This is a genomic window from Flavobacterium gelatinilyticum (assembly GCF_027111295.1).
In the GTDB taxonomy this organism is placed as follows: domain Bacteria; phylum Bacteroidota; class Bacteroidia; order Flavobacteriales; family Flavobacteriaceae; genus Flavobacterium; species Flavobacterium gelatinilyticum.
On record NZ_CP114287.1, the window covers coordinates 5,002,207 to 5,015,105 of the forward strand.

The window sequence follows — 12,899 nt, forward strand, 5'->3', positions numbered from 1 at the left end:
GAAATCTGAAAAAGTTATCAAATTTCAATTTCAAAAATCAATTTCAATATTAAATCAAAAAAATAAGCCATAGATTACAGGATTAAAATGATTTAAAAAAATCTGTGATAATCTTTGTAATCTGTGGCTTTGATTTCTTTTAATAATTTGAGGTTCTGAATTGATAATTAACCATTCAAAACTATACCTTAACGTGTCCCCAGTTTTCACCGCTGGCGATTCTCCTGATCTGCATTTCGCTTACGCCGAATTGTTTGGCAATCATTTTTAGACGGGTTTTTTGTTCCGGTCTGGCAAGGATTTTTTTAATTAACATCACTTTTGTGGTCGTTAATTTTCTTCCGTCGGCTTTAAGATTGTGTTCGATCAGGTTTTTTTTGGCCTGAATCACGCGCGGACTTTTTCGACTGTGGGCCATCATTTCCTGTTTGGTTGCCCAGCGTAAATTGCTTACGTCGTCGTTACTTCTGTTATAATCTAAATGCAGTACATAAGTCTGATCTTCAGAATCTTTTGGAATGAAATAATGAGCAACTAATTTGTAGAGAAATAAATATTTGTTGATGATTTTGTCGTCTTTTTTGACTTTGAAGCGAAAGGTTGGATATCCGTCGCTCAGGCCGCCTTTAAGGATGCGTCCGTTTTGAATATCGTCTGTAAAACTTATTAATCGGCCTCTGTTTGAAATGGCATATTTAAGCTGCAATGAGGCATTTATTTCTATTTCTTTGAATTGTTCATTAGGATAAAATCGTGTGTGTGGCATATTCTTTTTCATTTGAAGTTGTCTCTCAAAGATAAAGAAATGAAAAATCAATATTGTTATCTAACTGGTTATGAACCCCCAATTTTATGATTCTTATAACGCTATTTTAACGTTTTAAAATGATTTTAATAGTTTTTAGACAGGTTTTATGTCTTAAATTAGGAATAATTCAGTTTTTTGATTTTGGGCAAAAATGAAAAAATTAAGACAAAATTAAGTTTTGACTACTGGTCAAGCCAATTTTTAAAATTGTTTATTTCCTTTTTGCTTATCATAATAGGGTCACTTTCTACAGGAGGTACATTGAGTATTAATTCAATTTTTTGGTTAGAATGTTTAACGACTTCTTTGATAATTTCACGGTTCACAATGTACTTTCTGTTGACCTTAAAAAACGTAAATGGGTCAAGACTGTTGATAATATCTGTAAGTGTATTATTATATAAGTAGCTGTTTCCGGATTTTACATAAATGAATAGATGTTTTCCTGAGGCGGCAAAATAGGTAATTTCGGACTCATTTACAGAGATCATTTTATACCCGTGATTGACCAAAAAGTGACGCTGAATCTTGTTTGTTTCCGGATTTTCGATTGTAACCAGCGATTCCAGAGTAGCATCCGGAGTAAAGGTTTTTCTTATTTTTTTGAATTTATTAAGTGCTTCAAAGAGTTCTTCTTCTTCAAAAGGTTTTAAAAGATAATCTATTGTGAAGTGTTTAAAAACCGAAATGGCATATTTGTCATAAGCCGTGATAAAAATTACGGGGCAGGAGATTGGGGTTTGTTCAAAAATTTCGAGACTTTTTCCGTCACCCAGATGAATGTCCATAAAAGCAAGATCGACATTATTTTTGCTGAAAAATTCGACGGCTTCTTTTATAGATCTTAAAACTGTTATTGAAGCGATAGAGATAACATCTTGTTGTTCTAAAATAGATTTTAGGTAATTAGAAGCAAGGTGTTCGTCTTCAACAATGGCAATTTTCATTTTTTTCTAATTTTCCGCAAAAGTAGAAAAAAAAGTGATTTTAACTTTTTAAGCTTTTAAATGATTATTTAAATCGTTCTAATATTATTTTAATCTTGTAAGTAATAATTTTAATATAGAGTTCGTAAACTCTTATCTTTAAGTTATATCTTAAAAAAAATTAACAAGTCGAAGAAAATAAAAATATTTTATCTTGTTGTGAGTCTATTTTTGTTAATTATTCAAAACACCCCTTTTTATAAGCTGTATTTTTGAATTATTACTATAGTTACCAGGGTAATTTTGGGCTTTTGTTATTGTACTATTTTTGTTATAAAACGGCTAAAAAAAGAAAAAGGTCCAGTTTTGCAACTGGACCCTTTTCAGGACTAATAGGTATTATAGATTGGGATTGTTTAATCTCGCTTCTGCCGGGTAAATGATAGTATAGCGCGGATCGTTTTGTTGTAATGTAAAGTCTTCACCATTGAAAGAGTGAACGATTTGTTTTTGAGATGTTCTTCTCAAATCAAACCAACGCTGCCCTTCTGCGGCAAATTCACGTTGTCTTTCTGCTAAGATGAAGGTTGTTAAATCTGCAGCATTCATCGCAGTAACATCAGATTCAAGCTGTGTGTATCCAGCTGTAGTGTATCTGTTTTCGATGAATTTTAAGATTGTAGATTTAGCGTCAGCAATGTTGTTCAGTTTTAATGAAGTTTCTGCTTTTGTTAAATATAACTCAGAAGTTCTGAAAGAACATCTTTGGTCATCGTTACCACCTTTTTGGATTCTGAAACGGCTTCCGTTTGCAGAAAAGTAAAGAGGGAAACGTAAGTCAGTAGTTCTTGTATAAGCTCCAATTAAATCTGGTGAAGCATAAAAAAGACGTTTAAGACCTACAGTGTATCCATCTTCCAAAGCTAAAATTGATTCTTTTGAATCATATTTAGTAGTAAGAACAGGAGTTGCTTTTAAGTCAACAAGTTCGCTTTTAATTGTTAATGCCTTGTTTGCTGCATCTAATGATTTTTGCCATTGTTGTAAATACAGATAAACACGGCTTTCTAAACTATATAATGCTACTTTAGAGAAACGGTAGTTGATACCTTTTACCTGAGATTCAACATTTATAAATTCTCCTGCTTTATTAAGATCAGAAAGAACTTGATTGTAAACTACTTCAACAGGCTGCGGAACAAAAACTTGCTCTAAATCAATTTCCAAAGCCAATGGTACTCCTTTGTCTGAACCAGAAGTTGAAGGGTTATAAGGTTTTCCGAAAAGATTAACCAAGTCAAAATAAGCTAAAGCTCTTAAAGCATAAGCTTCACCAAGTAATTGGTTTCTTTCTGGAGAATTGTTTAGTTTACCAGGAGCATCATTGATAATTACATTAGTGTAAAAAATCACATTGTATAAAGCTCCATATTGAAATGGTAATGTGTTAGCATCCGGGTTAGTGTCTTTCCAGATAAAAATATCTTTGTAAAGGTTAATTTCATCACCGAATTCGTCAATTACTAATTCATCAGTACGAACCGCTGTCATCGATTTGTGTTCAGGATAAGCATGGTATGCCTTTGTTATAACAGCACGGTATTGCTCTAATGTTTCCGGAATAACTCGACCAACAGGCTGAACATCCAGATAGTCATCGCAGCTTGTTACTGCAATAGCAGCGACAAAAAGTAATATATATTTTGAGATTTTTTTCATCTTTAATTTTATTAGAAAGTTACATTACATCCTAAAGTGAATGATTTAGGAACTGGTTGAGCATAGATATTTCCAAAAGTTTCAGGGTCAAAGTAACCTTTGTAGTCTGAACTGATTACGAATAAGTTTCTAGCTTCAACATTAAGTCTGATACTTGCAATGTTGATTTGATCTGTAAATGATTTAGGGAATGTATATCCTAAACGTACACTGCTTAATCTCATGTAGCTCATCTCACTAGTCCATGTATCTAAATAACTCAAAGTATTAATTTGATTTCCACCAGAGTACCATAAGTACGCCATGTAAGAATCTCCAGCTGCTAAATCTTTACCGTTAATACCAGGTAAGTTAGAACCTGTATTAGTTGGTGACCATGCATTTAAAATGTCTCTGCTGTAGTTTTGTCCTCTGTCTACAGTTGTTCCGTTGTATGGAGGAGTTCTTGTTACAGTCTGCTTAATGTTGAAAGAAGCAGCAATTGCAAGATCAAAGTTTTGTACTTTAAATGTATTTGTGATACCTCCGGTAAACTTAGGATCTCTGTCTCCTAAATAAACGAATAAATCTCTAAATTCAGCTGCAGTTAATTTTGACTGTGTAATTTCTCCAGGGAAGAAGTCAGCATAAGGATCATATAAACCAAAGAATGTTTGAGAGTTTACAGTTTCTCCTTTTTTGTTTACAAATAATGGGTAACCATTTTCGTCGATACCATTTGTTTTAAATCCAAATACAGCGTTTACTGCATAACCTTCCTGATTTGGTAAATAACTGTTATCTCTTACTTGTAAACGGTCTATGTTACTTTTGTTGTGAGAGAAGTTAATACTTGTATTCCATTTGAAATTTGGACGGTCAAAGTTTTTAGTAGATAAAGTAATCTCGTAACCTTTGTTAGTTACCTGCGCCCAGTTCATATTTGTAAACTCAAAACCATTTTCGAATGGAAGTGCTCTCATACCAATTAAGTCACTACTTTTTCTTCCGTAAAGATCTGTTATAATGCTGATACGGTTGTTGAATAAACCGATGTCTGCTCCAACGTTCGTGTTTGTAGTTTTTTCCCAACGTAATTTATCGTTTGGCGGGCTGTCAATTACAATATTTTGCTCTGCTTGTCCAGGAAGAATAACAGATGAATTGTACTGACCAATAACATAAGGAGATGTACCTTTATCAATATTACCTTGTAAACCGTAAGAAGCACGAAGTCTTAAGTTAGATAATGTTAAGTTATCTTTTAAGAAGTTTTCTTCTGAAACTGCCCATGAAGCAGATGTTGACCAAAGTGGTAAGTACTTGTATTTTGGATCTACACCAAATAAATCTGAACCATCGTATCTAACACTTCCAAAAACACTGTACTTTCTGTCGTAAGTATAAGAAGCTGTTGCAAAGAAAGATGCAAATGCATTTTCTTTTTGAGCTTTCGTGTATTGTATCCAGTCTTTTTCTCTTGCAAAAGATGAATTTGGGAAAATAATCTGCTGTGTAGTTAAGTTTTTATCATCAAAACCAAATCCTTTAGTAGAAATTGTTGTTACGTAGTTTCTTCTTAATTCGTTACCAACCATTGCTTCAATTTCGTGTTTCTCTCCTAAAGATTTAGAATAGTTCACCATTGTTTTTAAGTTGTACTGGAAGAAATCTGTGTTTCCGTTTTGAATAACACCACCAACAGGAAGGAAGTAGTTTTGTACTCCACCGCTAAAGTAGCTTGATTTCTCTCTTACGTTTCTTGTGTAATAGGTGTCTTTACCAGCGAATTTTTCACTAGATGAATTATCTAATTGTAAACCTAATTGAGAAGTTACTTTTAAGTCTTTAGTAACTTTATATTCAGCATCAAATAAAGCTTTTACAGCTCTGGTTTTTAAATCGTAAGAAGTATTAGCTCTTTCTTCTAAGAAGTTGAAAGGTACCTTACGATCTGAGTATCCAACGATATCCGGATCATATTTGTAACTTCCGTCTTCGTTATATGCAGTGAAGTAAGGGTTTACGTTTCTTGAATAATTAGAAGGACTTGTAAACGCATTAATATCAGTTACATATGATGTACTTGTGTTTTCAGAACCAAAAATACCAATACCAACTTTGAATTTATCTGTAATTTCGTAGTTGTTTTTTAATGTTAAGTTGTAACGTTTGAAACCAGTTCCTACAGTAGTTCCTCTTTCATCATAGTATCCTAAAGAGAAATAGTAATCTGATTTTTCACCACCACCAGATAAACTTAAACCGTGCTGCGTGTTGATGGCAGTTTGGTATAATAAGTTACCCCAGTTTGTATTGTTGTTTCTTAAAGTATTGATTGATTGTTGTGTTTCAGGGCTCAAATTAGAGAATCCGCCTGCTCTGTAAGCAGTTAATTCATTTGACGCGTTTAAGATTCGCATAACATCACCACCATCAGCTCTGTATGTTAACTCTTCACGTCCTGCAAGACCAAGTTCAAAATCAACTTTTTCACTTGAATTCATTAAGTTTAATTTAGAAAACTCAGGTCTTTGTGTAATAAAGGTATTTGTGTTAAAGCTTACAACCATTTTACCAGCTTTACCTTTTTTAGTTGTTACAACGATTACACCATTTGCAGCACGAGCACCGTAAATAGCCGTTGCAGCAGCATCTTTTAAGATTGTAATATCTTTAATATCGTCAGGGTTTAAACCAGCGATAGAGTAGTTGTTTAATACATCGATATTATCTTTATCGAAGTTTTTAGGAACATCATTACTTTCTAATGGTAATCCGTCAAGTACCCATAACGGATCTTGTGTACCATTAAGAGAGGCAGTACCCCTGATTCTAATTTTTGCAGGTGCTCCAGGTGCTCCAGAAGGCGTACTTACAGCAACCCCCGCAATTTGTCCTACTAATAACTGGTCAATACTAGAAACCCCTGTTTGCTGGATTGCAGCCATGTCAATTTTTGTAACCGCAGCAGTAAGTTTTCTTTTCTCAATTTTTTGGTAACCAGTTACAACAACCTCCTGAAGTTTTGCTGTTTCAGACTTTAAGTTAATTGTATAGTTTTTTTGTGCATCAAGTTCAAGAGTGTACGATTTGTATCCCATGAAAGTAACACGTAAAGAAGTAACTTTTTTTCCTATTTTCAAGCTGAATTTACCATCGAAATCTGTAGTTGTTCCGATAGATTCACTCTGGATAATACCTGCCATGGCAGTTTTGTTTGAGATCGAATTGTTCTCAACGAAGATTGAGGCACCAGGTATTGGCGACTGATCTGCTTCGTCCAGAATGATCCCCGTAATAGTTCGGGTTTCCTGCGAGTAACCTGCGATGGCCAGGAACAGCAGTAAGGCATGTAGAATTTTTTTCATGTTTTGGGTTGTGTAATTATTAAAAGGTTGTATTATTCAAAGCTTTTTCGATTCGTTGTATCAAATCGCGGTAATGGTTTTGGGTAGACAAATCTCCTGTGCTCTTTTTTAGTTTTACTAACTGAAGCACTTTTGTTAATTCGCCTTTTTTATCTGAAGTTACTTCTGTAACTCTTTTTAAGAAATAATTATTAATGTTTCTCGCTGTATGCGTATCGTCTAAAGAACATAAATGAGGCATTTGTAATGTTTCTTTTATTTCGATTACTTTTTTAGGATCCGTTTTTTCAAATAATTTATTTGTCGAAACAATTAAAACATCAACATAATTCTTTTGAGTCATACGCTCCAGAATAGTAAGTGATTTGTTTTGGATAGTCCCTGCAAATACACTCTGATGCATTTTTTTAAACAACTCATTTACGGTAAAAACCTTCTCATTGGTTTTGTTTTGCTGATATAATTCATTTTCTGTCATTCGAAGCAAACGCTCATCGCTGAATAGACTATAAATGATTTCATATTGTAATTCTCTTGATAGTGTGTAAGGTGTATATTCAAAAGGTCCAAGAGGAGAATCTTTCAGCGGATTTGTTTTGTCTATAATGTCGTTGAAAAACAGCCACTTCGGAATTGTAATTACATTTTTAACTAAATAATCTGCAGCTCTTTTCTGCATTGCTGCAGGAACCGGAACATAGCTTTGCTGGTTGTCGCCGTGAACTGTTTGATTTAAGTAAATACCGCCAATATTGGTTAATACATGACGATTGTACATAAACCATTGTCCGATAGTTCCAATATACAGTTTTCCGGTTTCGTAATAAGACTGATCTTTGTCGTACGACCAGCTTAAGATATTGTCTACAACACGTTTTAAGTTTTTCAAACCGTACTCGCTTGCTTTTACAGCATCATTTCCTAAATCTTCAGATTGTGAACGAGGATCAATTGCTCCAGATTGCTGTTCACCGTAAAAGTAAATCGGATCATTTTGATGTTTTGTAATGGCTTCATTCAGTTTTGCTGTTTCGTTATCATTTGGTCCGTACCATCTGTAACCCCATTCGATAGCGTATTTATCATATTCTCCAATTTTTGGAGTGATAGCTGTAACATTATCTTCAGGCTGTGCAACATAATTGTATCGGGCATAATCCATGATAGAAGGAGCAGTACCGCCCATTTTTGCCGTAAATTCTTTAGAACGTAAAGACTCAACATCATAAGCGAAAGAAGCACCCATATTGTGTTTTAAACCAAATGTGTGTCCAACTTCGTGAGACGATACAAAACGAATCGCTTCTCCCATGTGTTCATCACTAAATTTGTTTCCTCTTGCTTTCGGGTCGATTGGTCCTGTCTGGATACGCATCCAGCTGTGAAGCGAAGTCATAACATTGTGCCACCAGATAATATCGGCCTCGATAATTTCACCGCTTCTTGGGTCAACCACAGATGGCCCCATTGCATTTGATTGTGGAGATGCTGCATACGTAATAACAGAATAACGTACATCATCAATATCAAAATCTAAATCTTGCTCAGTAGGTTCTTTTGCTATAATAGCATTTTTAAAACCAGCTCTTTCAAAAGCTGCCTGCCAATCGTGTACTCCATCAATAATGTATTGTCTCCACTGTTTTGGAGTAGACGGGTCGATGTAATAAACGATTGGTTTTTTCGGCTCTACTAATTCACCTTTTAAATAACGTTCTTCATCTTCTTTTTTAGGTTCTAAACGCCAGCGGGTAATCAATTCTTTTTCAAGCATTGCCTGCTGTGCATCGGCGAAATACCAATGCTTTTCAGTAAAATAACCTATTCTGTTGTCAGAAAAACGTGGTTTCATTGGAGTTTTGTCCAATAAAATAATATTACTTGTAACGCCAAGCGTAATCGGTACTGATGGTCCGCCGTCGCTTAATGAAGTTGTAATCTGTGATTTTACAACAATGTTTTTAGGGAAAGATTTTAATCCTTCGATATAAGATAACTCAGATTTTGCAGAACCTCTAACGCCAACGCTGCCAAAAACATCATTGAAACTTTTTTGTTTTCCGTCAAAAATCTTGTTTACTTTAATTACTACAGCACTCGAATCGTTGTTTTTGGTTTCAATGTCAAAAACTTCAATAATAGATTGTGCAAAATTATCAATAACAGATGCTGTAATGGCATCTTCTTTAGGAGAAGAAACTTTAGGAACATACGACTTAACCCAAACTTTCTTTGCAATAGTATCTTTATAAAAGGAAATGACTTTGTTTTCGTAATTCATTCCTTTGTTTAATCCATTTTCATTGATTTCAAAAGGAACCTGAGATATTTTATTTACAACCAGGAAATCTCTTTTAAACAAACTATCCTGAATTTCAAAATACACATCGGTTTTAACCTGAATAATGTTGAATAGTCCTTTTTTAATTGTTCCCTTTTTTATCAGGTCACTATATTTTTTACCTTTTTTGGCGTCAGTAGAATCTTTTTTTACTAATTCACTCTCCGTGTCTTTTTTCTTTTTCTTTTGCGAAACGACTGTAACAGGAATGAATAATAATAAAATTAGTAAGCAGAATAATTTTACATTATGCAGGAATGCCTTTTCCTTCATTTTGGTGTTAAGTTTAAGTTAATTTTCGGCCGAAACTATTCTATAAAACCGCAGAAAAAAAACAAAATGGAGTGAATGGCTTTTTTTTAGGAGTGAATGGATATTAATGGCAGAATACATACGAATTTGCCGTCTTTTTCTGAGGTCTCAAAAGTGGTTTTTGAATAGAAATTATAGATTCCGTTTAGGTAGTTTAATCCAAATTTTGTGCTGGGTTCAATGCGTAATTTCTTTTGTAAATTATTACTGATAATCACCCGGTCTTTCTCGATTACTATTTGTGTTGTTAGCGGCGTTTCGTAAGTTGCCTTATTATGTTTGATTACATTTTCGACAGCAATCTGAAAAGCCAGATACGGAATAAATTTATCAAAAGCTTCTTCGCTTTCAATTTTTATAGAAAAGAACAATTCATCTTTAAAACGGGTTTGCTGCAGAAAGATGTATTTTTCTATAAAAAGCAATTCATGTTTTAATGGAACAATATTTTTTTCGGGCGGATCAATTAAATAGCGATAGATGCGCGATAAATTCAGAGTGAATTTCTGCGCAGTCTTCATATCGCTGTCAATTAACATATAAAGCGAATTAAGCGAATTAAAAAGAAAATGCGGATTGATCTGTTCTTTTAATTGCTGAAGCTGAATAAGGGCTTTCTGTTTGATGATTTTTTCATTCTCAACAAGAAGCCTGTTTTTTTCCTTAATTGCAATTCCTTTTTCTTTATAAGCTCTTCTATTAGCATACGAGAACAAATAAAATATAAGAAGAAGCATTACGGTTGTAATTGAATAAATCCATGTTGAATATTTTTTAATCAACGCAACATTTTCATCAGTTACATTTTTTGGAAAATTAACGCATATATACCATTTGGTTCCTTTTACATCGAGCTTTTTTGTAAAACGAATTACATCGAGCTGCAGGAATTCAGACATGGTAACAGTCTGGGTGTATTTTTGTGTTTTGCTGAAAACTGTATCCGATGGCTGAATCGACGAAATGGCATAAATATTTTGTCCTATAAAATCAGATTCAGGATGATAAATGCATTTTCCGGTATCATCAAATACAAAAGCATAATTGGAATCCGAAGCTGTTTTCTGAGCAGTCGAAAAATAGTCATGAAGTTTTTTTAAATTGATGTCGTAACCGTAACGTACAGTTGTGTAGTTTTTAGAAACCAGTTTAAAATAAATCCTCCACACAGATTCTTTGCCCTTAGGTACAAGAATATTTATATGATTCGAAGTTTTGTTATGAAGTAGAAAATTTTGGACATCTTTTTTTACAGCTTCAGATGTTGAGTCATTTCCAAACTGAACAGGTTCGTTATTAATCTGAAACCAATTGTTTGTCACCAGCTGATTGATAGATTGAACGGAAGACAAGATTTTGATATTCGAGGCTAAATTTTCCTTAGTGCTTATTTTTAAAGCGTGCTTAATCCTGTTTTCATGTTCCAGCAGTTTTGAGAATTCCTGCGACATAAATTCGTGTTTCTTAATAAAGTTACGCTGCGACGCTTCTTTGTTCCCTTTTTCGGTAAGATCTGTAATTAAATTACTAAGAATGTAAACCGAAGATACAGTAAGGAAAATAGTAAACGCTACGTAAATTAAAAACGCACGTCTTGATGTAATTTTTTTTAGTCTAAACTTGAATTTCAAAGAAGTCTTTATCTGCTTATGATTTAATTTGCCGCGGCAAACTGCGAATCATATAAGTTTTTATAATAACCATCAGTCTTAGTTAGTAATTCCTGATGAGTTCCTTGTTCCACAATTAACCCTTTGTCCATTACGACAATCTTGTCTGCATTTACAATAGTTGCCAGACGATGTGCAATAATAATCGAAGTCCTGCCTTTTGTAATCGTTTCAGTTGCACGCTGAATCAATTCTTCAGAATACGTATCGATAGATGATGTTGCTTCGTCCAAAATTAAAATACTCGGATTGCTTACATACGAACGTAAAAATGCAATAAGCTGTCTTTGTCCGGAAGAAAGCATGACACCGCGTTCCTTAACATCAAAATCATAATTATCCGGAAGGTTCATGATAAAGTCATGAACACCTATTTTTTTGGCTGCGTCAACAACCTTGTCACGTGTAATTTCAGGATTATGAAGCGTAATGTTGTTGTATATAGTATCGGCAAACAAAAATACATCCTGTAAAACCACCGCAATTTGTTTTCGAAGCGAAGCCAGCGTATAATTTTCGATATTTTGTCCGTCAATACAAATAGTGCCGCTGTTGATTTCGTAGAAACGATTCAGCAGATTGATAATGGTTGACTTTCCTGCTCCGGTCGAACCTACAATCGCGACGGTTTGTCCGGCCTTTACAGATAAATCGATTCCTTTTATTACTTCTTCTTCCGGAATATAACTAAAACGGACTTGTTCAAACTGAATGCTTCCGTCAAAAACCGGAGCTTCCAGAGTTCCCGTATCCTGAATATGATCCTGGGTATCGATGATGTCAAAAACACGATTGGCAGCGATCATCCCTAATTGCATCTCGTTGAATTTATCTGCGATTTGTCTCAGCGGATTAAAAAGCATCCCGATAAACATCGTATATGAAAATAAATCTCCGAAAGTAGTAAAGTTGTCTCCGCCTAAAATCTTGAATCCGCCAAAAACAACTACCAATCCTAAAGTGATTGACGAAATAATATCCGCAATAGGAAAGAAGATCGAGTTGTACAAAATGGTTTTGATCCATGCCACTCTGTGTTTATCATTTATAACCCTGAAATTTTCGGCTTCGATTTTTTCACGATTAAAAAGCTGTACGATTTTCATTCCCGTAACACGTTCCTGAACAAAAGAATTCATATTAGCAATCTGTGTTCTTACTTCTTCAAAAGCGATCTGCATTTTGCGTTGAAAAATTCTGGTAATGTATACCAGAATCGGCATTGCAACCACGACGATCCAGGTAAGTTTCCAGTTCATGTAAAACATAAAAATCAAAATTACAAGCATTTTCATCAAATCGCTTATAATCATAAACAGTCCCTGGCTAAAAATACGGGCAATCGATTCAATATCCGAAACCGCTCTGGTTACCAACTGCCCAACCGGAACCAGATCAAAATACTTCATCCTGAAACTAAGAATATGCTTAAAGAGTTTGTTTCGAATATCTTTTACAATATCCTGTCCGAGCCAGTTGGCCCAGTATACAAAGTAAAACTGCGAAAAAACCTCCATCAAAAGTACGGCGCCCATCAAAACAATGTATAAAAGTAATCCCATCTTGTCGTGGGTCTTGATATAGCCGTCGACCGTTTGCTTTAATAAATAAGGTCTAAGCGCCGCAAAAACAGACAGCGAAACCGCAAAAATAATTACGCCGTAATAACGCCATTTATAAGGTCTTGTGTATTTTAAAATTCGTTTAAATAATCCAGTATCAAATGCTTTTGCTTTCATTTATTTAGGAGCTGTTTCCTGCTTTCCGTTTCAA

General features: G+C 34.4%; 7 protein-coding genes. All 7 read right to left on the bottom strand.

Annotated elements, in window-relative coordinates; translation table 11 throughout:
* Nucleotides 1-181 precede the first annotated feature (181 nt).
* Complete coding sequence (locus OZP11_RS21720) at nt 182-766, bottom strand: NUMOD4 domain-containing protein (protein ID WP_281232582.1); 585 nt, start codon at nt 764-766, stop codon at nt 182-184.
* 224 nt (nt 767-990) lie between these two features.
* Complete coding sequence (locus tag OZP11_RS21725; protein ID WP_281232583.1) at nt 991-1,755, bottom strand: LytR/AlgR family response regulator transcription factor; 765 nt, start codon at nt 1,753-1,755, stop codon at nt 991-993.
* 378 nt (nt 1,756-2,133) lie between these two features.
* On the bottom strand, nt 2,134-3,453 hold the full coding sequence (locus OZP11_RS21730) for a RagB/SusD family nutrient uptake outer membrane protein (protein ID WP_281232584.1): 1,320 nt from the start codon (nt 3,451-3,453) through the stop codon (nt 2,134-2,136).
* 11 nt (nt 3,454-3,464) lie between these two features.
* Entirely contained in the window at nt 3,465-6,803 is a 3,339-nt protein-coding gene (locus OZP11_RS21735) for a SusC/RagA family TonB-linked outer membrane protein (RefSeq protein ID WP_281232585.1), read from the bottom strand.
* 19 nt (nt 6,804-6,822) lie between these two features.
* The gene (locus OZP11_RS21740; protein ID WP_281232586.1) at nt 6,823-9,417 is read right to left on the bottom strand and encodes a zinc-dependent metalloprotease; all 2,595 of its coding nucleotides are present in this window, start codon (nt 9,415-9,417) and stop codon (nt 6,823-6,825) included.
* Nucleotides 9,418-9,503: 86 nt separating this feature from the next.
* Nucleotides 9,504-11,087 (bottom strand): histidine kinase, encoded by a 1,584-nt coding sequence (locus OZP11_RS21745; protein WP_281232587.1) that lies wholly within the window; start codon nt 11,085-11,087, stop codon nt 9,504-9,506.
* A gap of 23 nt (nt 11,088-11,110) precedes the next feature.
* Nucleotides 11,111-12,865 carry an ABC transporter ATP-binding protein gene (locus OZP11_RS21750; RefSeq protein ID WP_281232588.1) on the bottom strand — a complete coding sequence of 585 codons (1,755 nt, stop codon included), beginning with the start codon at nt 12,863-12,865 and terminating at the stop codon, nt 11,111-11,113.
* Nucleotides 12,866-12,899 lie beyond the last annotated feature (34 nt).

Bases quoted from the DNA above. Each gene is read 5' to 3' on its own strand.
- OZP11_RS21720 (WP_281232582.1), bottom strand. From the start codon at position 766: ATGCCACACACACGATTTTATCCTAATGAACAATTCAAAGAAATAGAA.
- OZP11_RS21725 (WP_281232583.1), bottom strand. From the start codon at position 1,755: ATGAAAATTGCCATTGTTGAAGACGAACACCTTGCTTCTAATTACCTA.
- OZP11_RS21730 (WP_281232584.1), bottom strand. From the start codon at position 3,453: ATGAAAAAAATCTCAAAATATATATTACTTTTTGTCGCTGCTATTGCA.
- OZP11_RS21735 (WP_281232585.1), bottom strand. From the start codon at position 6,803: ATGAAAAAAATTCTACATGCCTTACTGCTGTTCCTGGCCATCGCAGGT.
- OZP11_RS21740 (WP_281232586.1), bottom strand. From the start codon at position 9,417: ATGAAGGAAAAGGCATTCCTGCATAATGTAAAATTATTCTGCTTACTA.
- OZP11_RS21750 (WP_281232588.1), bottom strand. From the start codon at position 12,865: ATGAAAGCAAAAGCATTTGATACTGGATTATTTAAACGAATTTTAAAA.